Genomic DNA, 22546 nt, shown 5'->3' on the forward strand with positions numbered 1-22546 from the left:
GCTCGCGGGCTCTGGCACCGCACCTCGCGGCGTTGTCGTCAATCACCAACGCTCCTTCCCCAAGTTCTCGGCTGCGCTCGAACAGGGGAGACCCCATCTGCCTCAATCCTCCGCCTTGCGATGCACGGCACCAGAGCCCGCTCCCTGATCCGACCTGATCCGAACGAAAGGCCCTAAGCTGCCGAGCGGAACGACATACCCGGGAGGCGCACATGGCGTGGACGTGGCGGTTCGAGAAGTCCGACGGCACGGAGACGGAGCCGGCCCTGCAGCCGGAGGAGTTCACGACCCAGGGCGACGCGGAGTCCTGGATCGGCGAGTACTGGAAGGAACTCCTGGACGGCGGGGCGGACCAGGTCACGCTCTTCGACGACGGGACGAAGATCTACGGCCCGATGAGCCTGCAGGCGGAGTCGGCGGGCTGACGGCGTACGGCTGCCGCCGGGCGGGCCCTCACGGACTCTCCCGGCGGCAGCCGTCTTCGCACGTTCAGATCTCGCCGAGGGTGACCTCGGCCGTCTTCTGCGAGCTCCCGCGCGTGTACGTCACCTTCGCCTTCTGGCCCGGCTTGTGGCCGGCGAGCGCCTCGGAGAGCGAGGTGATCGTGGTGACCTTCGTGTCGTCCACCTTCACGATGATGTCGCCGGCCCGCAGCCCCGCCTTCTCGGCCGCGCCGCCGTCCTGCACGCTGACGATCGCGACGCCCGCGGGGCGGTAGTCGTCGTTGACGACCGTGCGGCCGGTGATGTCGAGGGCCGCCCGGCCCGAGTCGGTGACCTTGCCGTTCTTGATGATCTGGTCCGCGACCGTCCGCACCATCGAGGCCGGGATGGCGAAGCCGATCCCGGGCGCCGCGCTGTCGCCCATCTGGGGGTCGGAGGCGGCGAGCGTCGGGATGCCGATGACCTGGCTGTCCAGGTTCACCAGGGCTCCGCCGCTGTTGCCCGGGTTGATCGCCGCCGAGGTCTGCACCATGTTGGCGATGGTCGCCCCGGTGCCGCCGCCCGAGCGGCTCTCGCTCACGGTCCGGCCGAGGGCCGAGACGATGCCCTGGGTGACGCTGCTGGACAGGCCGAGCGGCGAGCCCATCGCCAGCACGATCTGGCCGACCGCGACCTTCTCCGAGTCACCGAACTTCGCGGGCCGCAGCCCGTCGGGCACGTCGTCCAGCTTGATGACGGCCAGGTCCTGCTGGGGGTAGGCGGCGACCAGCGACGCCTTCAGCACCTTCTCGCCGGTGGCCACCGTGACCTTGAACGACTTCTCGTCGCCGACCACGTGCGCGTTGGTGACGATGTGGCCCTTGGCGTCGTAGACGACACCGGAGCCCAGGCTCTCGGAGGCGTCGATCTGCACGACCGACGGCAGCACGTCGTTGATGGCGGACTGGTACTCGCTCTGCAGATCCCCGTCGGCCTTCGCGGCCGGCCCGGCCTGCGCCGAACCGGACGCCGTCGCGTCCGGCCCCGCAGCCGGGGCGTTCGAACCGGAACAACCGCTCACCAGCGCGATCGCACAGACACCCGCGGACAGAGGCAGCAACAGCCGCCGCACACGGCGACGGGAGTGAATGGCATCCATGTCCGGATTATTACGTTTGCCCCGACGGGTGGCCCGTTGAGCGCATCCAGGGGAGGAAGGCCGCGCATGACAGAGCCGGGCGGCCGAAAACCAAGCCCGCCCGGCGATTGAGGGCATCTTTCAGCCCGTCCGGCGATTGAGGACAAGGCGCCCGCCCGGACGCGCCCGGGCTGAACACCGCCCCGGCTTCAGCCCCGCACACCACACAGATGCAGCAGCGCCGCGACCCCGCGATACGGATCCGTCCGACCCGCCCGGTCCTCCGCAGCGAGCACCCGCTCCAGCTCCGCCACCGGCGGCAGCTCCACCTCGTTGCTCACGAGGTCCGTGAAGAGCCGCACCCCGTACCAGGCGTGCAGCGGCGCGGCGATCGAGGCCAGCGTCGCCGTCAGCGCCTCCAGCCGGTCCGCGCGTACGGACAGGCCGAGCCGGTTCGTGTACCGGTCGGAGTCGAACGCGGCCAGCGCCCCCGCGAAGTCCCCGGCCATCCCCGGCCGCATCGCCAGCGCGTCGGCGTTGCGCACGAGCAGGGACAGCAGCCCGCCCGGCGCCAGCATCCGGGCCAGGCCCGCCAGCATGGCGTCCGGCTCCTGGACGTACATCAGCACACCGTGGCAGAGGACCACGTCGAAGCTGCCGGGCAGGAAGTGGACCCCGGTGTCCTGGCCGTTGCCCTCGATCAGCCGCACCCGCTCGCGGATGCCGGCCGGCTCGCCGCCCAGCGCCTCACGGGCGGTCCGCAGCATCTCCGCGTCGGACTCCAGACCGGTCACGGTGTGCCCGGCCCGGGCCAGCCGCAGCGCCTGCGTGCCCTGGCCCATGCCGACGTCCAGGATGCGCAGCCGCTGCCCGACCGGGAAGCGGGCCGCGATCTGCTCGTCCAGCTGCCGGGCGACCAGCTCCTGCCGCACGGTGTTGCGCAGGCCGGTCAGGCCCTTGGTCCAGGCCGCCGATGCCCCGGCGAAGCCGGAGACGGCCGGCCGGTCGGCGGACACCCCGTCGACCGAGCCGGACGGCTCCGTGCTCAGGGCCGCTCCCCGCGCTTGACCTGCGGCTTCGGCAGCCGAAGCCGCCGCATCTGGAGCGTACGCATCAGGCCGTAGGCGACCGCGCCGCGCTTCGGGGTGTCCGGGAACCGCGTGTTCAGCTGCTTGCGCAGGCGGAACGCGAGCCCGATCGAGTCGATCACGATCAGCACGATCACGATCAGCCAGAGCAGCAGCGAGATGTTCTGGATGCCCTGCACCTGGATCACGCTGAGGATCAGGATGACCACGGCGAGCGGCAGGAAGTACTCCGCGATGCAGAAGCGGGAGTCCACGAAGTCGCGGACGAAGCGGCGCACCGGCCCCTTGTCGCGCGCGGGCAGATAGCGCTCGTCACCACTGGCGAGCGCCTCCCGCTGCTTGGCCATGTCCACGCGGCGCGCCTCGCGCTGCCGCTTGGCGGCCTCCTTGCGGTCGAGCGGCGCACCACTGGAGGCACGACGGCGCTGCGTCTGGGCGTCGCTGCGCTTGGGGGTGGGGCGACCCTTGGGAGCCTGCGGGTCGCGGGGCGTCTTGGAGAGGTCCGCCGTCACCTTGTCGGTGGGGGCCTTCTCTTCCTTGGAGCGGCTACGGAACACAAGGCCCAAGGGTACGGGGTCGCTCGCGGATCCCCGCAGGCCGCCCGGGAACGATCCGGCAACGGCCTGCGTCCTCGACCGTGCAAGGGCGGGCGATACGGGCCTCACCTACTCCCTGGGCCGGAGCGGACCGGACGCACAGTCGTCCTTGGGGAGGAGCCCATCCACGCCCGAACAGTGCGGTAATAGAGACAGGGCCCGTACTGTGGGTTCTGTTGGAGTGCTGGAGCCCAGTTGAGTCAGAAGGGGGCGCGCGAAGCCCATGAGCGGTGTCATGAAGCGTATGGGGATGATCTTCCGCGCGAAGGCAAACAAGGCCCTTGACCGGGCCGAGGATCCGCGCGAGACCCTTGATTACTCGTACCAGAAGCAGCTGGAGCTGCTTCAGAAGGTGCGCCGCGGAGTCGCCGACGTGGCGACCTCGCGCAAGCGGCTGGAGCTGCAGCTGAACCAGCTGCAGGGCCAGTCCTCGAAGCTGGAGGACCAGGGACGCAAGGCGCTCGCGCTCGGCCGCGAGGACCTGGCCCGCGAGGCGCTGTCGCGCCGCGCCGCCCTCCAGCAGCAGGTCACCGACCTGGAGACGCAGCACACCACGCTCCAGGGCGAGGAGGAGAAGCTCACCCTCGCGGCCCAGCGGCTTCAGGCCAAGGTGGACGCCTTCCGCACGAAGAAGGAGACCATCAAGGCCACCTACACGGCCGCGCAGGCGCAGACCCGGATCGGGGAGGCGTTCTCCGGCATCTCCGAGGAGATGGGCGACGTCGGCCTGGCGATCCAGCGGGCCGAGGACAAGACGCAGCAGCTCCAGGCCCGCGCCGGTGCCATCGACGAGCTGCTCGCCTCCGGCGCCCTGGACGACCCGACCGGCACGGCGAAGGACGACATCGCCGCCGAGCTGGACCGGATCTCCGGTGGTACGGATGTGGAGCTGGAGCTTCAGCGCATGAAGGCCGAGCTGGCCGGCGGCTCCTCCTCGCAGCAGGCGATCGAGGGCGGCCCGCAGGACGCCCAGCAGCAGAACAGCCAGTCGCACAAATTCGACAAGAACTGAGGCGGCGTCATGATCGTACGGATCATGGGGGAGGGCCAGGTGGTCCTGGCCGACAGCCATCTCGCCGAGCTCGACAAGCTCGACGACGCCCTGCTGGCCGAGATGGAGCGCGGTGACGGGCCCGGCTTCCGCACCACGCTCCATGCGCTCCTGGCCCGGGTGCGTGAGCTCGGCACACCCTTGGCCGACGATGCCCTGGAGCCGTCCGAGCTGATCCTGCCGGCACCGGACGCGACCCTCGAAGAGGTACGCGCCATGCTCAGCGACGACGGCCTGATCCCCGGCTGACGCCGACCGCCCTCCAGCACCCGCACCCCGTGCCCCGCGCCCGCCCGACGGACGCGGGGCACGGGTGCGTCCTCAGGGGGGGCCTTGCCGCTCCCGGCCGGACCGGGCGGCGAGTGGCACACCGTAACGTAGCCCGACGTGACCACCCTCGGAACCGGGGTCCTGCGCACCCGCCAGTGGCTGCGCGCCCACCCCCTCGCACTGGACGGCACGCTCGCCCTGGGCGTGCTCGTGGCGATGGTCTTCGCGTCGTTCGTGGACCCCGGCGGGCACGACGGGCCCACCTTCGGCGCCCGCACCCCGGCCGCGAGCAGCCTGCTGCTGATGCTGCTCAGCGCGCTGGCCCTGATCCGGCGGCGCCGCGAACCGATGGCGGTGCTCGCCGCCACCGGGGCGCTGACCGTCGTGGAACTGGTCACCGCGGACCCGCCGGCCCCCGTCGTGATGAGCGCGGTCATCGCGCTGTACACCGTCGCCGCCCGCACCGACCGGCCCACCACCTGGCGGGTCGGGCTGCTCACCATGGCCGCGCTCACCGCCGCCGCCATGCTCTTCGGCTCGCCGCCCTGGTACAGCCAGGAGAACCTGGGCGTCTTCGCCTGGACCGGGATGGCCGCGGCCGCGGGCGACGCGGTCCGCTCCCGGCGCGCGTTCGTCGGCGCGATCCGGGAGCGCGCCGAACGGGCCGAACGGACCCGTGAGGAGGAGGCCCGCCGCCGGGTCGCCGAGGAACGGCTGCGCATCGCCCGCGATCTGCACGACGTCGTCGCCCACCACATCGCCCTGGTCAACGTGCAGGCCGGGGTCGCCGCCCACGTCATGGACAAGCGCCCCGACCAGGCGAAACAGGCCCTCGCCCATGTCCGCGAGGCGAGCCGGTCCGCACTCAACGAACTCCGGGCCACCGTCGGCCTGCTCCGCCAGTCCGGCGACCCGGAGGCCCCCACCGAACCGGCCCCCGGCCTCGCGGTCCTCGGCCAGCTGGTCGAGAGCGTGCGCCAGGCGGGGCTGCCCGTCGAGGTGGCCTGCGCCGCCGAGGGCGAGCCGCCGCTGCCCTCGGCCGTCGACCTGGCCGCGTACCGGGTGATCCAGGAGGCGCTGACCAACGTCCGCAAGCACGCGGGCCCGGGCGCCAGGGCCGAGGTGAGCGTCGTACGGGTCGGAGCCACGGCCGAGGTCATGGTCCTGGACAACGGGCGCGGCAACACTGCGGGCGCCGACTCCCCGCCGGGCGGCGGGCACGGCCTGCTCGGGATGCGGGAACGCGTCACCGCCCTGGGCGGCACCCTCACCGCGGGTCCCCGCTACGGAGGCGGGTTCCGCGTCCATGCGATCCTGCCCGTCGAGGCCCGCGCGCAGGAGCCCGGTCGTCCGGGCGCGGCGGGCCGGACGGGGGAGAACGCATGACACCGGCCATCAAGGTCCTGCTCGCCGACGACCAGGCGCTGCTGCGCAGCGCGTTCCGGGTGCTGGTCGACTCGGAGCCCGACATGCGGGTGGTGGGCGAGGCGGCGGACGGGGCGCAGGCCGTGGAAGTGGCCCGCGCCGAGCGCCCCGACGTGGTGCTGATGGACATCCGGATGCCCGGCACCGACGGACTCACCGCCACCCGCATGATCAGCGCCGACCCGGATCTCGCGGACGTCCGCGTGGTCATGCTCACCACCTTCGAGGTGGACGAGTACGTGGTGCAGTCGCTGCGCGCCGGGGCCTCGGGCTTCCTCGGCAAGGGCGCCGAACCGGACGAACTCCTCAACGCGATCCGGATCGCCGCGGGGGGCGAGGCGCTGCTCTCGCCGGCCGCGACCAAGGGCCTGATCGCCACGTTCCTGGCGCAGGGCGGCAGCGGGGTGGAGGACGGGCCGGGGGCGGCCGCGTACTCGGAGCGGCTGGCGGCCCTCACCACGAGGGAGCGCGAGGTGCTGGTCCTGGTCGCGGGCGGGCTGTCCAACGACGAGATCGCGGAGCGCCTGGTCGTCAGCCCACTGACCGTCAAGACCCATGTGAACCGGGCGATGGCGAAGCTGGGCGCCCGGGACCGCGCACAACTCGTGGTAATCGCGTACGAATCGGGCCTGGTGCGCCCACGGGTGGAGTGAGGGTGCAGGCGGGGCGTACTCCACCTGCGGTATGCGGGGCGTGAGAAAGCGACCCTGGGGCCGAGGACTTTCGTCCCGTGGATCGGCGATCGTATAGGTGGGCGGGATCTGTCCCCCGGGCATGCCCCGGCATCCCGCCCACCTGCCGCGTAAGCCACAGAAAGAGACCCACCCATGTCCTGGCTGTCCAGATTCAGCCTCGCGCAAAGGGCCCTGATCGGTCTGATCTCGATCGTCGCGCTCGTCTTCGGAGCGATCGCGATCCCGCAGCTCAAGCAGCAGCTGCTGCCCACCATCGAACTGCCGATGGTGTCGGTGCTCGCCCCCTACCAGGGTGCGTCCCCCGATGTGGTCGAGAAGCAGGTCGTCGAACCGCTCGAGAACACCATCAAGGCCGTCGACGGCGTCACCGGCGTCACGTCGACCGCCAGCGAGGGCAACGCCGTCATCATGGCGTCCTTCGACTTCGGTGACGAGGGCACCAAGCAGCTCGTCGCCGACATCCAGCAGGCCGTGAACCGCGCCCGCGTCCAGCTGCCCGAGGACGTCGACCCGCAGGTCATCGCCGGCTCGACGGACGACATCCCGACCGTCGTCCTCGCCGTCACCTCGGACAAGGACCAGCAGGCGCTCGCCGACCAGTTGGACCGCACCGTCGTCCCCGCCCTGGAGGACATCGACGGCGTCGGCCAGGTCTCCGTCGACGGTGTGCGCGACCTCCAGGTCTCCGTCACCCCGGACGACAAGAAGCTCGCCGCCGCCGGACTCAACGCCGCCGCGCTCTCCCAGGCCCTCCAGTCGGGCGGCGCGACCGTCCCGGCCGGTGCCTTCTCGGAGTCCGGCAAGAGCCGCACGATCCAGGTGGGCGGCGCCTTCACCTCGCTGCAGCAGATCGAGGACCTGCGGGTCACCGGTCAGAACCCGGCCTCGGGCAAGCCCGGCAAGCCGGTCCGCCTCGGTGACATCGCGACCGTGAAGCAGGAGGCCGCCACCGCGGACTCCATCACCCGCACCAACGGCCGCCCGAGCCTCGCCGTCATGGCCACGATGGACAAGGACGGCAGCGCCGTCGCCATCTCGGACGCCGTCGAGGACAAGCTCCCGGACCTGCGCAAGGATCTCGGCTCCGGCGCCGAGCTGACCGTCGTCTCGGACCAGGGCCCGGCCGTCTCCAAGGCGATCTCCGGCCTGACGACCGAGGGCGCGCTCGGCCTGCTCTTCGCGGTCATCGTGATCCTGGTCTTCCTGGCCTCGCTGCGCTCCACCCTGGTCACCGCGGTCTCCATCCCGCTCTCCGTGGTCCTCGCGCTGATCGTGCTCTGGACCCGCGACCTGTCGCTCAACATGCTGACGCTGGGCGCGCTCACCATCGCGATCGGCCGGGTCGTGGACGACTCGATCGTCGTCCTGGAGAACATCAAGCGCCACCTCGGCTACGGCGAGGAGCGCCAGTCCGCGATCATCACCGCGGTCAGGGAGGTGGCCGGAGCGGTCACCTCGTCGACGCTCACCACCGTCGCCGTCTTCCTGCCGATCGGTCTCGTCGGCGGCATGGTCGGCGAGCTGTTCGGCTCGTTCTCGCTGACCGTCACCGCGGCCCTGCTGGCCTCGCTGCTGGTCTCGCTGACCGTGGTCCCCGTCCTGTCGTACTGGTTCCTGCGCGCCCCCAAGGGCACCGCCGAGGACCCGGACAAGGCGCGGCGCGAGGCCGAGGAGAAGGAGGCGCGCAGCCGCCTCCAGAGGATCTACGTCCCAGTGCTGCGGTTCGCCACCCGGCGCCGTATCACCAGTGTCGTCATCGCCTTCGTCGTCCTCTTCGGCACGTTCGGCATGGCGCCCCTGCTGAAGACGAACTTCTTCGACCAGGGCGAGCAGGAAGTCCTGTCCATCAAGCAGAAGATGGACCCGGGCACCAGCCTCGCGGCCTCCGACGAGGCGGCGAAGAAGGTCGAGAAGCTCCTCGCCGACGACGAGGGCGTCAAGGACTACCAGGTCACCGTCGGCTCGTCCGGCTTCATGGCCGCCTTCGGCGGCGGCACCGGCTCCAACCAGGCGTCCTACCAGGTCACCCTGAAGGACTCCGCCGAGTTCGAGGCCACCCAGGACCGCATCGAGAAGGGTCTCGCCAAGCTCGACGGCATCGGTGACACCACCATCAGCGCGGGCGACGGCTTCGGCAGCCAGGACCTCAGCGTCGTGGTGAAGGCCGCCGACGCGGACACCCTGAAGAAGGCGTCCGAGCAGGTCCGCGCCGAGGTCGCCAAGCTGAAGGACGTCACCGACGTCCAGAGCGACCTGGCACAGAGCGTCCCGCGGATCTCGGTGAAGGCCAACGCGAAGGCCGCCGACGCCGGTTACAACCAGGCCACGCTCGGCGCGGCCGTCGCCGGAGCGGTGCGGGGCACCCCGTCCGGCAAGGCGCTCATGGACGACGCCGAGCGCGATGTCGTCGTGAAGTCGGCCCACCCGGCCACCACCATGCAGGAGCTGAAGGACCTTCCGCTCGGCAAGGTGAAGCTCGGCACCATCGCCGATGTGAAGCTGGTCCCCGGACCGGTCTCCATGACCCGGATCGACGGCCAGCGCGCCGCGACCATCACCGCCCGGCCCACCGGTGACAACACCGGCGCGGTCAGCACCACGCTCCAGAACAAGATCAAGGCCCTGGACCTCCCGGAGGGCGCCACCGCCACCATCGGCGGTGTCTCCTCGGACCAGGACGACGCCTTCAAGAACCTGGGCCTGGCCATGCTGGCGGCCATCGCGATCGTCTTCATGCTGCTGGTCGCCACCTTCCGGTCGCTGATCCAGCCGCTGATCCTGCTGGTCTCGATCCCGTTCGCCGCCACCGGCGCGATCGGCCTGCTCGTCATCACCGGCACCCCGATGGGCGTCCCGGCGATGATCGGCATGCTGATGCTGATCGGCATCGTGGTGACCAACGCGATCGTGCTGATCGACCTCATCAACCAGTACCGGGCCCAGGGCCTGGGCGTGGTCGAAGCGGTCGTGGAGGGCGGGCGCCACCGTCTGCGCCCGATCCTCATGACGGCCCTGGCGACGATCTTCGCCCTGCTCCCGATGGCGCTCGGCGTCACCGGCGAGGGCGGCTTCATCTCGCAGCCGCTGGCCGTCGTCGTCATCGGTGGTCTGATCACCTCGACACTGCTGACGCTCCTCCTGGTGCCGACGCTGTACGCGATGGTGGAGCTCCGCAAGGAACGCCGCCGGAACAAGAAGGCCGCCAAGCGGGCCGCGAAGGCCGGCGCCCCGGCCCCGGCGGAGGCGCAGGAGTCCGGCGAACCGGAGCCGACGCGGGCCTGATTCACCCAGTAACACAGGGGGCCCGGTCCGCACGCTCGTGCGGACCGGGCCCCTTCGCGTGTACGGGTGACCGTCAGGCGGCCCCGCTGAGCGCCTTGATCATGCGGAGCCACAGCTCCCCGTACGGCTCCGCGTACCGGACACTCAGGCCCGCGATCTCCCGCAGCAGCCGGGCGCGGATCTCCTCCGGGGCACGCGGGATCAGGTCGGCCAGCTCCTCCGGTTCGATGCCCTGGACGGCCCCCGAGAGCACCATGCTCACCTGGGCGTGGGCGAAGGAGGACAGCCGGTCCTCGAAGACCTGCCCCTCGATGGCGGCCGCGTGCATCAGGGACGTGCCGTCACCGGCCTCCAACGCCCGTTCCACGTATGCCTGGAGCGCGTCCCGATCCTCCACCAGCGCGTAAGCGGCGTCCATCCCCTCCGTACGGGAGATGTCCAGGACGGCGACGTGCGAGAGCGGGGTGTCCGGGGACGGCCGGACCTGGAGGAGGCGCGGGTGGTCCTGGAGGTAGGCCCGCGACTCGGCCCAGGACTCGCAGCCCACCCACTCGGTCAGCTGCCCCGAGAGGATCAGCGGATCGTAGGCCGAGGTCACCCCGTGGTCGAGCACGAACTCGCGGAGCGCGGCGTGCTGTTGCGCGGTGGCCGGATCCAGGAGCGCCAGCTCTTCGAGCGCCGTCGCGGCCTCCTCGCCGGCGAGCGTGTCCGCGTACCGGGACCAGAGGTCGCGCGACGCGGTCCAGTCGGGCGCGAACATCCAGGTGCCCACCGCTTCCAGCGTGGCGGCCGAGAGCGAGAGCCAGTCGGGCGCGGGGCCGTGGGTCTCCGCCTCCCACGCCTCGCGCACCTCCTGCCGGTCGTCGTGGGCGCGCAGGGCCCGCCGCGCCCGTACGGTCACCAGGTCCGGGCCGTCCTCCGGTTCGAGACCGGCGTCCCGCCCGAGGAACGACACGAGCGCGCGTACGCCCTCCGAGGGCAGCGGGTCGGGGCAACCCAGCAGGAAGATGCTCCGCTCGACGCCGAGCCGCCGGGCGGTCACGGGATGGACCCCGGCGAACTCGGCCGCGGTGCTCGCGTACGCCTCGGCCGCCGAAGCGTGGTCGCCGGTACGGGCGAGCGCGCGGCCCAGATTCCCGACCGTGAGCGCCAGATCGTCCGCGAAGGGGCGCGGGTTTTCGAGCGCCAGGGCGCGGTACGCGGCGACCGCCTCCCGGGCTGTGTCCACGGCGCCTTCGCGGTCCTCGTTCATCCCCCGCAGCTTGCCCAGGTTGCGCAGGGCGCGTGCCAGGTCGGGGAGGCGGGCACCGCTGTGCTCCTCCGCGAGCCGGCGATAGAGCTCCACCCCTTCCCGGGCCACGGGCAGGGCCCCTCCCGGGCTGCCGGTGTCGGCGAGATTCTGGGCCAGGGCGCCTAGGGCTCCCGCCAGGGTGGGGCGCAGGACGGGCGCGTCGGGGACGAGTTCACGCAGGAGCGCGACGGCTTCCGCCGCGACCGACAGCCCCTCGTCCGGCTCCCCGGCCCGGTTCAGGTGGCCGGCGAGGTTGGTGAGCGTGGTGGCCAGCGCCGGGCGGAAGACGGCGGGTTGCAGCACGGCCAGTTCCCGGTGGAGGGCACTCGCCTTCAGGCCCGCCGAGACCGCCCCCGACAGATCGCCCAGGGTCGCGCGGTGGTTGCCGACGTTGCTGAGGACCGTCGCGTATTCGGGGAGGTACGCGTCCCGGTCATCGGCGGCGAGGCGTTCGTAGAGCGCGGCGGCCTCCTCGGCGTGCGTCAGGGCCTCTGCGGGCTCACCGTCGGCGGTCAGATGCATCGCGAGGTTGTTGAGGATCGCGGCGAGCCCGGGGAGGGTGGCCAGGGGGGTGCTCTTGACCACCTCACGCTGGAGCTGCAGGGCCTGACGCGCGTACAGCACCGCCGTCGTGCGGTCCCCCATGGCGGCGGTCTTGTTGGCCATGGACGTCAGCGACCGGGCGAGATCCGCCCGGAAGAGCTCCGGGTGTTCCGTGGAGAGCACGGCGAACGTGCGCGCGGCTTCACGTGCGGTGGCGAGCGCGTCCTCGTGGTCCCCGATGGTGGAGAGCCGGTCCGCCAGGTTGCTGAGTGCCGTGGCCAGATCCTGCCGGAAGGCGGCCGGGTGGCCCGCGACGAGCTCCCGGCAGATCTCCACGGCCTCCCGCGCGGACTCCAGCGCCCCCGCGAGGTCGCCCATGTCCTGCCGATGTACGGACAGATTGGCCAGGGACCCCGCCAGGGCCGCCCGCACGGCGGCGGGGCGGCGCTCGGCCGCCCCCCGGTTGGCCCGGACCGCCGCCACCGCGTGCGGCAGCGCGTCCTCGGGACGTCCGACGGACTTGAGCGCGTGGGCCAGGTTGCTCTGCGAGGAGGCGAGCGGGCCCAGGAACTCGTCCGGGCGCGCCGCGGCCAGCTCGCTGTGGATCTCCACCGCCTCCTGCACGGCCGGGACGGCCTCCCGGCGCTTTCCGACGGCCAGCAGACTCACCGACAGGTTGTTCAGCGAGGCGGCGAGCCTCGGGCGGAAGGCCGCCGGTTCCTTCTCGGACAGCGCCCGGAAGACGTCGATGGAGTCCCGCGTGAGCGTCAGCGCGCCTTCCCGGTCGCCGGTCGCGTGGAGCCTCTGGCCGAGCGTGGCGAGGGCCACGGCGAGGTCCCCGCCGGACACGTCGCCCCCCGCCGCCGTGATGGTCCGCTGAAGCGCGACGGCCTCCCGCGCCGGTGCCAGCGCCCCGTCCGGATCCCCGGCATCGGCGCACCGGTTGGCGAGGTTGATGAGCGCCTGGACCAGCACCGACGAGCGGTAGCCGTAGGTGGGCTCCTCCAGGTTCCGCAGGAGCTGGACGGCCTCCCGCGCCACGTCCAGCGCCCCGTTCAGGTCCCCCTCCGCCTCCAGGCGCTTCGAGAAGCCGTGCAACGCCTGGGCCAGGAGCAGGGCCGCGCCGGCCCCGATCCGCTTGACGAACTCCCGCAGCGCCTCGACCCCCGGCGCTCCCGCCCGCACCGCGTGCCACGCGAGCGCCCGCACCACGTACGGGTCCACCGCCCCCCAGCCCTCGTCCGGCACCTTCCGCTCGACGTGCGCGACGAGCGCCGCGAGTACCACCTCGGCGGCCTCGGCCCCGCCCGCCACCGGCCGGGACGCGAGGTGCGAGACGAACTCGCGGTGGTACAGCCGGTACACCGCCTGCCCGTCCTCCGCGCACTCCACGATGTAACGCCCGTACGCGGACAGCACCCAGTCCACGTCGCTCTCGTCGTACGGCGTCGCCCGGCCGCCCAGCGCCCCGGCGATCTCCTCCCAGACGCCCCCGGCGGGCATCCCGCGCCCGGCCGTCCACGCCAGCGCGGTCAGCAGGTCCCGTGCGGCGGCCGGGAGTTCGGTGCCGTCCGCCAGGACCCGGACCGGGCCCGCCCGCAGGTCGTCCTCGAACGCGGCCCCGATGGACTCTGGCAGACCGGCCTGCCAGGAGTCGTCCCCGGCGGGCCGATCCTCCGCCAGCAGCGAGCCGGTCACCAGCCGGGCGAACAGGAACCCGCCGCCTACCGCCGTGGCGCGGGAGGCGACCGCCTCGCCCGCCTCCCGCGCCCGGTCCGCCGGGAAGCCGCCCGCCTCGCACCGGCGGGCCACGTACGTGGCGATGTCCTCCTCGGTGTCCGGCTCCTCCTCCAGGTCCGCGGTGGTGACGGCCGCCCCGATCAGCCGGGCCAGCGCGTCCGGCAGGGTCTCGTCCCGGTGCCCGTCGTCCGCCAGCCGGGCGCGGAACGCCCGCTCGCGCGAGCCCAGCAGGACCGGGACCGCCCGGCTGAGCGGGAAGACCAACTCCTCGATCATGGCTTGCAGATGCTCGACGGGCACCTCGTCCAGGCCGTCCAGGACCAGCACCGGACGCCGGTCCAGCTCGCGCAGCTCGCCCCGGAAGTCGTCCGTGTTGCGCGGCTCCGGAAGCCCGAGCCGCCGGGCCAGATCCGCCGCCGCCTGAAGCGGACTCAGCCCCCGCAGGTGCACCGCCGCCAGCGGGTGCCCGGGGCCGGGGTCGGGGTCGCCCTCACGCAGGCCGCCCTGCGCCTCGGTCTCCGCGCGCCGCTCCGGGTCGGTGAGCGTGGCGATCCGGCCCAGCACCGCCGACTTGCCGCACCCGGCCGACCCGGTCACCAGGAAGAGCCCCGCCTCGTCCGCCTCGATCCAGTCGGTGATCCGGCCCAGGACCCGCTTCCGGCCCGTGAAGAACGAGCCCTCCTCGCGGAACCCGACGCCCCGGGCCGCGAGCACCAGGTGCTCCACCAGCCGCGCGGGCGCCCCCGGCACATGGCGCGGGTTCGGGAAGACCGGCCGCCCGGTGCCGAGGGCGGCCGGGACCGGCGTCTGCCCCTCGCCGCGCCACCGCTCGCCGAGCGCGGCGAGTACGTCCGGTCCGCTGACCCAGGCGTTGTGGGCGCTCCACGCCGAGCGGTACTCGCTGGTGGCCGGGCCCTCCCTCAACACCTCGGCCAGCGCGTCGAGTAGCGGCCCGGCGCCGTCCGAGGTCTCGCCGCGTCGGCAGCTCGTCATGATCCCGAACCACTGCACCCGGCCGGGCGGCGCGGAGGTGGTCTCCCAGCGCCGGAGGGCCTTCTCCAGGCCCCGGCCCACGGCGTCCCCGGCATGGCAGGCGTCGATGAGCACCAGGATCTGGTCGGCGCCGGACGCCACCGCCTCGTTGACCAGCGTCTCGGGCGAGATCCCGTGCCGCAGGGCGCGCGCGTCCCGGGCCACCTGCTCGACGTCCAGGTCCAAGTCGCACAGTGCCAGCCGGAGTTCGTCGTCCACCAGCACGCCGTGCCCGGACCACACGATGATCGCGGGCTTCCCCGCGCCGGACGCGCTCCAGGCGGTGAGGTCCCGGTCGAAGTCCGCCCAGGTGGGGTTGCCGCCGCCCGCCGTACGGGTCGCGATCCCCAGCGCCTCAAGGCGGTTGACGATCCCCTCCATCTGGGCCGTCGCACCCGTCAGCCGGGGAAAGGTCCGCTCGTCGGCGTACGTCTCACACACCACGCACAACGCCGTCCCCACGCGCTCCTCGCCGCCCACCACATCCGCCTCGTCCGCCATCGGGCGCTCCGCCTTCCGTACACAAGCCGTCGAAATGGACAGCAGCGTATGCACGGATGGGACGCCGGGGGGCCGGTCCGGACAAACTCGACTCTTTCCGGTCCATGGGTGATAAGGAAACGGCCCGTCCCACACGCGTGTGTGGGACGGGCCGTTGCGCTGCGCGCTACTTCAGGGACGAGACGAAGGTGCCCCAGGCGGCGGAGTTGACGAGGAGTGCGGGGCCGGTGGGGTTCTTGCTGTCGCGTACGGGGACGAGGCCGGGGAAGTTGTCGGCGATCTCGACGCATTCGCCCCCGTTGGCGTTGCTGTAGCTGCTACGACGCCAACGGGCGGAACTCAGCTCGGGGTTGTGTCGCACGGTTCGTAGTCCTCCATGATGGTCCGGATCATCTGCACCGACTCGGGAAGCGAGAGGGCGTTGGCGCGCTGGACCTCGTAGTGCCGCTGCCACTGTGCCACCTTCTTCGGATCCTCGTAGAGGTGCCCGGCCTCGATACCTTCCTCGTACGCCACCTTCGTACCGTCGGCGAGGGTGAGCAGCGTCAACGCACTGCCCATGAAGTAGTGGAGCCCCGCGCTGAACGGCATGACCTGGATGCTGCTCTTCGACGTATCGGCCTGAGCGAGCAACGAGGCCAGCTGCTGGTGCATGGCAGCGGGGGAGCCCATCTGCCGCCGTAACGCGGCCTCGTCGATGATCGCCCATCGGAAGGGCGCTGAGTCCGACTTGAGCCTTTCCTGCCGGGACATGCGTGCGGCTACGCGCTCCTCCACCTGCTCGTCGCTCAAGTCGCGCTGGCACCGCAGGAATTCGCGAGCGTACGTCTCGGTCTGGAGCAGTCCGGGCAGAGCCAGCGCACCGTACTGCTCTATGAGCACTGCTTTGGCCTCGAAGTCCATGTACCGCCGGTACTGGTTGGGATGGATCTCCTGCTTGGCGAGTCCGTAGAGGCCCGTGAAGTGCTGGTCCGTTCCGAAGGCGATGTCCAGGCAGCTGGGCATGTCCGGCGGGGGCATCAGTTCGGCCGTCTCGATCCGGGCGAGCGTGCTCTTGCTGGAGTTGACGATGTCCGCCAGCTGTACGAGGGAGAGGTTCGCCCGCTCGCGGTGGCGGCGTAACTCCGAGCCGAAGTAGTGGCGCGTGGAGGCGAAGGGGGAAAGCGGCTGGGGCCTGAACGTCATGGAGCGGGCCTTCCGTGTGTCCCGTGTGGAACGTCGGGACGCGGCGGCCCTGTTGGGGAGACCCGCCACAGCGCGACGATTTCGGCACACACCGTAACCAGCGGGCATGACCGGGGACCAGAGCGCTCCCCGAACGGAGGCGGAGGCGACATGATGTTCGACGCGCAAGGGAACCCGATGCGGTTGCTCCCCTGGGTCGGCGAGAGCGGGACGCCGTGCTACCTGAGCAGCGACGACCCGGGCGGCCGGATGTCACGGCTGGCCGACGAGGTGGAGACGGACCTGCTCGACTCGGCCCAGTACGTGTTGCGCGAGGCGCGGGCGCTGTTGGCCGAAACGGGCTTGGGCACGCGCGAGTTGAGGTTCACCGGGGTCCGCCTGGCGGAGTCGTTGCAGGACGCCTTGCGGATCGCGGAGAGCCGGGGCTACCGGCTGGCTCCCGCCCTCCTTACGCCTGCGGAGGCCGAGGAAACCACGGCTTGCGCGGCGGGCCCCCTGGCCGGTACCAGCGAGGCTTGAGCGGCTTGCCCGGCGGGACGGGGCGGTCGGAGGTCGCGATGAGGAAGTGGGCCTCGGGGAGGTGACCCGGGGCGCTGTGCAGCACGGGGAGGCCGGTGCACCCGATGAGCGCGAGCAGCTTGCAGGCCGTGGCGTGGGCGCTCAGCACGGAGTCGCCCTCGGCGAGGTTGCGATAGAAGACCCGGGCGAACGCACACGCGTGCGCGTCGGGGACCTGCCCCTCCCACCCGATGGCTGCGGGGACGAGGCCGGCCATCTCCTTGGCCAACGGTTCCGTCCAGCAGGCGTTGAGCACCACCAGCCGCAGCCCGAGCGGGGCGGCGTCGGCGACGCAGTCGCGTAAGCCGTCCAGGGCGACGGGCGCCTCGCCGCCGTCATCGGTGACGAAGCGGGGCCCGCCGTCGGGCGTCCCGCGCCCCGCGAAGTGCAGGACATGCGGCACGGTGGCCGCCAGGTACTGCACCAAGTCCTCGGCCCGGGCAGCCGGAAGGACGTCGAGCCGCAACAGGTGCCCGAACCGGGCGTGCGTGACGCTGCGCTGCACGTCCCGGTGCTCCTCATGCAGCGCGGGCGCCCGGCTGGCCTCGGGCGAGGCGGCGAGGACCAGGCAGACGGCGGCGGTCACCCGGTGGCGGCCAGCACCTGGATGATCCGCACCCAGTGCGCGGCGTGCTGCGGTGCGTGGGCCGCGCTGAGGGCGGCGGTTTCGGAGATCAGCCGGTTGCGTGTGTCGGGCGATGCCTCGGCGACCAGGGGGGCGAGGCTGTCGGGGTCGGCCTCGTCGGGGCTGTCCGCGAGGAGTAGCGCGGCCTGGTGGTGAGTGCGGGCGGAGAGCTGGTCGTCGTACACCTCCTCCTCGATGGAGGCCGCGTGGCGGAGGGCGTCGGCGTCGCCGGTGGTGAGGGCGTTGTCGATGTACTGCTGGAGCGCGGCGCGGTCGCGTACGAGGGTGTAGGCGGTGGCGATGTCGTGGGTGCGGGCTGCGTGGAGGAGGGCGCCGGGGACCGAGTCCGGCGGGTCGAGTTCGAGGAGGTCCGGGTGGGCCCGGAGGTACTGCTCGGACTCGTCCCAGGCGGTGAGGGCCGTCCAGTCGGCCAGCTGCTCGCCGAGGATGAGGGGGCGGTAGGCGGCGGGTGCGCCTTCGGCGAGGGCTGCCTCGCGCAGGGCTTGGTGGGGGCGTGCAGAATCGGGCGCGAGAAGTGCGTACTCGGTGAGGGCTGCTGCGGCCTGGGGGCCGCTCAGGAATTCGGTGTGATCGGTCCAATAAGCGCACGAGTCGGACCAGGTCGGCGTGGCCACCCACGCAGCGATGGTGGGCAGCGCCTGGGGGGAGAGTGCGAGCCAGCCGGGCAGCGGTGTGGACGTTTCGTCGTGCCAGACGGCTGCCAGTTCGTCGTGGTGCTTGGCGCTCTCTTGAATGTATGCGCGGAGAGCGCTCCGAGCTTGGAACGTTACTCGGTCCGGTGCATCGGCGGTTGGGGTGCTCGCTAGTTGGGCGAGACCTCGAAGGCCGACTGTGGTCGGGCATTCCTGCCTCCGGACTAGGAACACGTCCCGTTCTAGGGTGAGAGTCCGGCAGACTGCCGGGTGCTTGGCGAGGAGATCGGCGATGACCTGCTCGTATGCCTGGACTGCGGCCGCGGGGTCTCCGGTGTCGGCGAGGTGGCTGGCGAGGTTGTTGAGGGTGGTGGCGAGGCGAGGGGTGAAGGTGGCGGGGTCTTGTTCGGCGAGGCTGCGGTGGAGCTGGGTGGCTTCGCGAGCGGGTTCGAGTGCGCGTTGCCGGTCTCCGCTCTCGGCCAGGCGGATGGCGAGGTTGTTGAGGGTGGTGGCGAGGTAGGGCGTGAAGGTGGTGGGGTCTTGTTCGGCGAGGTCGCGTCGGATGAGGGTGGCTTCGCGGGCGGATGCGAGTGCGCCTCGCCGGTCTCCGGCGTCGGCCAGGCGGTTGGCGAGGTTGTTGAGGGTGGTGGCGAGGCGAGGGGTGAAGGTGGCGGGGTCTTGTCCGGCGAGGTCGCGGTAGAGGTGTACGGCTTTGTGGGCGGGTTCGAGTGCGCCTTGCGGGTCTCCGGCGTCGGCGAGGCGGTTGGCGAGGTTGTCGAGGGATAGGGCGAGGTGGGGGGTGAAGGTGGAGGGGTCTTGTTCGGTGAGGGTGCGGTGGAGCTGGGTGGCTTCTCGGGTGGGTTCGAGTGCGCCTTGCGGGTCTCCGGCGTCGGCGAGGCGGTTGGCGAGGTTGTCGAGGGATAGGGCGAGGCGGGGGGTGAAGGTGGAGGGGTCTTGTTCGGTGAGGGTGCGGTGGAGCTGGGTGGCTTCGTGGGCGGGTTCGAGTGCGCCTTGCGGGTCTCCGGCGTCGGCGAGTGAGGCGGCGAGGGTGTTGAGGGACATGGCGACGTCGGGCGTGAAGGTGGCGGGGTCTTGTCCGGCGAGGGTGCGGTGGAGCTGGGTGGCTTCTCGGGCGGGTTCGAGTGCCACTTGCGGGTCTCCGCTCTCGGCGAGGTGGTTGGCGAGGTTGTTCAGGGCGTCGGCGAGGTGGGGGGTGAAGGTGGCGGGGTGTTGTTCGGTGAGGGTGCGGTAGAGGTGTACGGCTTCGTGGGCGGGTTTGAGTGCGCCTTGCCGGTCTCCGGCATCGGCGAGCGAGGTGGCGAGGGTGTTGAGGGCGTCGGCGAGGTGGGGGGTGAAGGTGGCGGGGTGTTGTTCGGCGAGGGCGCGTCGGATGCGTACGGCTTCGTGGGCGGGTTCGAGTGCGCCTTGCGGGTTTCCGGCGCCGGCGAGGTGGTTGGCGAGGGTGTTGAGGGTGCTGGCCAGGTGGGGGGCGAAGGTGGAGGGGTCTTGTTCGGTGAGGGTGCGGTAGAGCTGGGTGGCTTCGCGGGCGGATGCGAGTGCGCCTCGCCGGTCTCCGGCGCCGGCGAGGGAGTTGGCGAGCGTGTTGAGAGCGGTGACGAGACGGGGAGCGAAGGCGGCGGGGTGTTGTTCGGTGAGGGTGCTGTAGAGCTCGGCGGCTTCGCGAGCGGGTTTGAGCGCGCCTCGCCGGTCTCCGGCGCCGGCGAGGTGGTTGGCGAGGTTGTTGAGGGACATGGCGAGGTCGGGGGTGAAGGTGGCGGGGTGTTGTTCGGTGAGGGTGCGGTAGAGCTCGGCGGCTTCTTGGGCGGGTTTGAGTGCGCCTCGCCGGTCTCCGGCGTCGGCGAGGGAGTTGGCGAGGGTGTTGAGGGCGATGGCGAGGTCGGGGGTGAAGGTGGCGGGGTGTTGTTCGGTGAGGGTGCGGTAGAGCTCGGCGGCTTCGTGGGCGGATGCGAGTGCGCCTCGCCGGTCTCCGGCATCGGCGAGGCGGATGGCGAGGTTGTTCAGGGAGCCGGCGAGGTTGGGGAGAAAGGCTGCGGGGTGTTGTCTGGCGAGGGTGCGGTAGAGCTGTACGGCTTTGTCGGCGGGTTCGAGTGCGTTTTGCCAATCTCCGGTGTCGGCGAGGCGGATGGCGAGGCTGCCGAGGGAGGCGGCGAGGCCCGGCAGGTGAGTCTCCGGGTCGACCGCGCAGAGCTCCTCGTAGAGGCCATGCGCCTCGCGCGCGTAGTCCAGGGCCTCGTCGCGCAGCCCTGTCTCCGAAAGCGCCAAGGCCAACTCGTACACGCTCTCGGCCAGATAGGGCCGAGCGTTTTCCTCGTCCCCGACGACCAAGGCCCGCAGCATCTCGATCCCACTGCCACCGCACCGCACCGCGTGCCGGACGAGCCCTCGCGTCACATACGGATCCAGGCCCGACCAGTCACCCACCCGCCCCTGCCGCTTCACCAGGTCCACCAGCGTCCGCAACACCACCTCGTCGGCATCCCCGCCGTCCGGCCCCTCCCGCCGCCTGAGATGAGCGACGAACTCCCGGTGATACAGGCGATACACCGCCTGCCCCTCCTCCGCGTCCTCCACGATGTAGCGCCCGAAGGCCGACAGCGCCCAGTCCACGTCGGTCTCGTCGTAGACCACGCCCCCGCCCAACGCCCCGGCCACCGCCTCCCACACGCCGCCCGCAGGCATCCCCTGGCCCACCGTCCAGGCCAGTGCGGACAGCAGGTCCCAGGCCGCCTCGGGGAGGACCGTGCCGTCGTCCCGTACCCGTGCGGGCACCGCTCGCAGTTCGTTCTCGAACGCGGCGTCGATGGAGTCGGGCAGGTCCGTCAGCAGAGACCCGTCCTTCCCCGACGCGGCCCGCGCCAGGACCGTGCTAGTAACCAGGCGGGCGAAGAGGAAGCCGCCCCCGACATCCGTGGCCCGCTCGGCGATCGCCGCGCCGACCTCCCGGGCCGGGCCCTCGGCCATCTCGCCCTGCTCGCACCGGCGCCGCACATACTCGCCGATGTCCTCCCGCGTATGCGGCTCGTCTTCGAGGTCGACGGCCTCGACGCCCGCCCCGATGTGCCGGGACAGCGCCTGCACCAGCGACTCGTTGTCCTCCAGCTTGTTGCGGAACACCCGCTCCCGCGAACCCAGCAGCACCGGCACCGACCGGCTCAGCGGGAACACCAACTCCTCGATCACGCTCTGCGTGTGCTCGGCCGGCACCTCGTCCAGGCCGTCGACCACCAGGACGGGCTGCGGCGACAACTCCCGTACCTCCGCCCGGAAATCGTCCGTACTGCGCGGCCGGGGCAGCCCCAGGCCGCGGGCCAGCCGTTCCGCCGCCTGCAACGGCGTCAGGTCGCGCAGGTGCACCGCCGCGAGGGTGCGTTCCGCACGGACACCCGGGTCCGGGTCGCCGTCGCGCAGTGCGCCGCTCTCGACGGCCCGCGCCCGCTGCTCCGGGTCCGCGAGCGTGGCGATGCGGCCCAACACGGCGGACTTCCCGCAACCGGCGGGCCCGGTCACCAGGAACAGGCCGGGCGCGTCCTCGTCCAGCCACTCCACGATCCGGCCCAGCACCCTCGTACGGCCGGTGAAGAACCAGCCCTCTTCCCGGTGGCCGACCCCGCGTGCGGCCTGCACCAGGTGTTCCACCAGCCGGGCCGGGGCCTCGGGGGAGTGGAGGGGGTTGGGGAAGGCGGGGCGCCACTCGCCGAGGGTGGCGGGGACCGGTGTCTGGCCCTCGCCCTCCCACCGCGTGGCGATGGCGCCCAGCAGGTCCGGCCCGCTGACGAGCGCGTTGTGGGCGCTCCACGCGGACCGGTACTCGTCGCCCGCCGGACCTTCCTTCAGGACCTTCGTCAACGCGACCAGCAGCGGCCCGCTGCCGTCCGAGGTCTCATGGCTCTGGCAACTCGCCAGGAAACCCAGCCACTTGACGTGCCCGGGTGGTGAGGACTCCTCCTCCCAGCGACTGAGCGCCAGCCTCAGGGCCGGAACCGCGCCGCCACCCGCGTAACACGTGTCGATGATCAGGATCACGTGTTCGGCCCCGGAGTCGAGGGCCGCGCTGACCAGATCGTCGGCCGTGACCCCTTGCCGTCTCGCGCGTGTCTTCCACTGTCCGGATCCGGCGACACGCTTCAGGTCCGAGAGCACAAGCCGTGTCTCACCGTCGACCCGCACCCCGTGCCCCGACCAGATGATCAGAGCCGGTTTGGAGTCACCCGTGGCAAGCCAGCCCGAGGACCACTCTTCGCTCTCGTCATCGAACGCCGCCGCCGAAGGATTCCCACCCCCCACCTTCCGCGCCTCGTACCCCAGCCCCTCCAGCAGCCGCACGATCTCGTCCATCTGGGCCCCGGCCCCCACGAGCCGGGGAAACCGCCCCCCGTCCGCGTACTCCTCGCACACCACACAAAGCGCCGTCCCCGCCGCACCCGTCATCG

General features: G+C 71.8%; 15 protein-coding genes. 7 read left to right on the top strand and 8 right to left on the bottom strand.

What is annotated here, in order from left to right; all coding sequences use genetic code 11:
* Positions 1-212 precede the first annotated feature (212 nt).
* Positions 213-425: a hypothetical protein gene (locus ACIQZN_RS12380; RefSeq protein ID WP_403991338.1), complete on the top strand. Its 213-nt coding sequence runs from the start codon at positions 213-215 to the stop codon at positions 423-425.
* Positions 426-489: 64 nt separating this feature from the next.
* Here the strand turns inward: ACIQZN_RS12380 and ACIQZN_RS12385 are convergent, their stop codons facing one another.
* The 3 genes from ACIQZN_RS12385 to ACIQZN_RS12395 all read right to left on the bottom strand — a co-directional run bounded on the left by ACIQZN_RS12385 (position 490) and on the right by ACIQZN_RS12395 (position 3205).
* Positions 490-1581, bottom strand: a complete 1092-nt coding sequence (locus ACIQZN_RS12385) for a S1C family serine protease (RefSeq protein ID WP_403991341.1) — start codon at positions 1579-1581, stop codon at positions 490-492.
* A gap of 188 nt (positions 1582-1769) precedes the next feature.
* Positions 1770-2504 carry a class I SAM-dependent methyltransferase gene (locus tag ACIQZN_RS12390; RefSeq protein WP_403991633.1) on the bottom strand — a complete coding sequence of 245 codons (735 nt, stop codon included), beginning with the start codon at positions 2502-2504 and terminating at the stop codon, positions 1770-1772.
* 101 nt (positions 2505-2605) lie between these two features.
* Positions 2606-3205 carry a DUF3043 domain-containing protein gene (locus tag ACIQZN_RS12395; protein ID WP_403991344.1) on the bottom strand — a complete coding sequence of 200 codons (600 nt, stop codon included), beginning with the start codon at positions 3203-3205 and terminating at the stop codon, positions 2606-2608.
* Positions 3206-3479: 274 nt separating this feature from the next.
* Between ACIQZN_RS12395 and ACIQZN_RS12400 the strand changes: the two genes are divergently transcribed.
* The 5 genes from ACIQZN_RS12400 to ACIQZN_RS12420 all read left to right on the top strand — a co-directional run bounded on the left by ACIQZN_RS12400 (position 3480) and on the right by ACIQZN_RS12420 (position 9967).
* Complete coding sequence (locus tag ACIQZN_RS12400; RefSeq protein WP_073965547.1) at positions 3480-4256, top strand: PspA/IM30 family protein; 777 nt, start codon at positions 3480-3482, stop codon at positions 4254-4256.
* 9 nt (positions 4257-4265) lie between these two features.
* Complete coding sequence (locus tag ACIQZN_RS12405) at positions 4266-4544, top strand: hypothetical protein (RefSeq protein ID WP_403991347.1); 279 nt, start codon at positions 4266-4268, stop codon at positions 4542-4544.
* A gap of 138 nt (positions 4545-4682) precedes the next feature.
* On the top strand, positions 4683-5951 hold the full coding sequence (locus ACIQZN_RS12410; RefSeq protein ID WP_403991350.1) for a sensor histidine kinase: 1269 nt from the start codon (positions 4683-4685) through the stop codon (positions 5949-5951).
* Complete coding sequence (locus ACIQZN_RS12415) at positions 5948-6643, top strand: response regulator transcription factor (protein ID WP_018103574.1); 696 nt, start codon at positions 5948-5950, stop codon at positions 6641-6643. Before ACIQZN_RS12410 ends, ACIQZN_RS12415 begins: the two co-directional genes overlap by 4 nt.
* Positions 6644-6817: 174 nt before the next feature.
* Complete coding sequence (locus tag ACIQZN_RS12420; RefSeq protein ID WP_403991354.1) at positions 6818-9967, top strand: efflux RND transporter permease subunit; 3150 nt, start codon at positions 6818-6820, stop codon at positions 9965-9967.
* A 73-nt stretch (positions 9968-10040) separates the two neighbouring features.
* On the opposite strand, the gene ACIQZN_RS12425 is transcribed toward ACIQZN_RS12420, so the two are convergent.
* The 3 genes from ACIQZN_RS12425 to ACIQZN_RS12435 all read right to left on the bottom strand — a co-directional run bounded on the left by ACIQZN_RS12425 (position 10041) and on the right by ACIQZN_RS12435 (position 16259).
* Positions 10041-15074: a tetratricopeptide repeat protein gene (locus tag ACIQZN_RS12425; RefSeq protein WP_403991357.1), complete on the bottom strand. Its 5034-nt coding sequence runs from the start codon at positions 15072-15074 to the stop codon at positions 10041-10043.
* 166 nt (positions 15075-15240) lie between these two features.
* Positions 15241-15435 carry a DUF397 domain-containing protein gene (locus ACIQZN_RS12430; RefSeq protein WP_403991360.1) on the bottom strand — a complete coding sequence of 65 codons (195 nt, stop codon included), beginning with the start codon at positions 15433-15435 and terminating at the stop codon, positions 15241-15243.
* On the bottom strand, positions 15414-16259 hold the full coding sequence (locus ACIQZN_RS12435) for a helix-turn-helix domain-containing protein (RefSeq protein ID WP_403991363.1): 846 nt from the start codon (positions 16257-16259) through the stop codon (positions 15414-15416). The genes ACIQZN_RS12430 and ACIQZN_RS12435 overlap by 22 nt, the downstream gene beginning before the upstream one ends.
* Before the next feature lie 177 nt (positions 16260-16436).
* Here ACIQZN_RS12435 and ACIQZN_RS12440 point away from each other — a divergent pair, with 177 nt between their 5' ends.
* Positions 16437-16778, top strand: coding sequence for a hypothetical protein (locus ACIQZN_RS12440; protein ID WP_403991366.1), 342 nt, complete (start codon positions 16437-16439; stop codon positions 16776-16778).
* On the opposite strand, the gene ACIQZN_RS12445 is transcribed toward ACIQZN_RS12440, so the two are convergent.
* Together ACIQZN_RS12445 and ACIQZN_RS12450 are read right to left on the bottom strand one after the other, a co-directional pair.
* Positions 16708-17403, bottom strand: coding sequence for a CHAT domain-containing protein (locus ACIQZN_RS12445; protein WP_403991370.1), 696 nt, complete (start codon positions 17401-17403; stop codon positions 16708-16710). The genes ACIQZN_RS12440 and ACIQZN_RS12445 overlap by 71 nt on opposite strands.
* Positions 17400-22544 (bottom strand): tetratricopeptide repeat protein, encoded by a 5145-nt coding sequence (locus ACIQZN_RS12450; RefSeq protein ID WP_403991373.1) that lies wholly within the window; start codon positions 22542-22544, stop codon positions 17400-17402. The genes ACIQZN_RS12445 and ACIQZN_RS12450 overlap by 4 nt, the downstream gene beginning before the upstream one ends.
* Positions 22545-22546 lie beyond the last annotated feature (2 nt).

The sequence above is a fragment of the Streptomyces sp. NPDC097595 genome (assembly GCF_044761525.1).
GTDB classification, from domain to species: domain Bacteria; phylum Actinomycetota; class Actinomycetes; order Streptomycetales; family Streptomycetaceae; genus Streptomyces; species Streptomyces drozdowiczii_A.

What these genes read in the sequence shown, in the direction of transcription:
- ACIQZN_RS12380 (WP_403991338.1), top strand. Translation starts at nt 213, where the DNA reads ATGGCGTGGACGTGGCGGTTCGAGAAGTCCGACGGCACGGAGACGGAG.
- ACIQZN_RS12385 (WP_403991341.1), bottom strand. Translation starts at nt 1,581, where the DNA reads ATGGATGCCATTCACTCCCGTCGCCGTGTGCGGCGGCTGTTGCTGCCT.
- ACIQZN_RS12400 (WP_073965547.1), top strand. Translation starts at nt 3,480, where the DNA reads ATGAAGCGTATGGGGATGATCTTCCGCGCGAAGGCAAACAAGGCCCTT.
- ACIQZN_RS12405 (WP_403991347.1), top strand. Translation starts at nt 4,266, where the DNA reads ATGATCGTACGGATCATGGGGGAGGGCCAGGTGGTCCTGGCCGACAGC.
- ACIQZN_RS12415 (WP_018103574.1), top strand. Translation starts at nt 5,948, where the DNA reads ATGACACCGGCCATCAAGGTCCTGCTCGCCGACGACCAGGCGCTGCTG.
- ACIQZN_RS12420 (WP_403991354.1), top strand. Translation starts at nt 6,818, where the DNA reads ATGTCCTGGCTGTCCAGATTCAGCCTCGCGCAAAGGGCCCTGATCGGT.
- ACIQZN_RS12425 (WP_403991357.1), bottom strand. Translation starts at nt 15,074, where the DNA reads ATGGCGGACGAGGCGGATGTGGTGGGCGGCGAGGAGCGCGTGGGGACG.
- ACIQZN_RS12435 (WP_403991363.1), bottom strand. Translation starts at nt 16,259, where the DNA reads ATGACGTTCAGGCCCCAGCCGCTTTCCCCCTTCGCCTCCACGCGCCAC.
- ACIQZN_RS12440 (WP_403991366.1), top strand. Translation starts at nt 16,437, where the DNA reads ATGCGGTTGCTCCCCTGGGTCGGCGAGAGCGGGACGCCGTGCTACCTG.
- ACIQZN_RS12450 (WP_403991373.1), bottom strand. Translation starts at nt 22,544, where the DNA reads ATGACGGGTGCGGCGGGGACGGCGCTTTGTGTGGTGTGCGAGGAGTAC.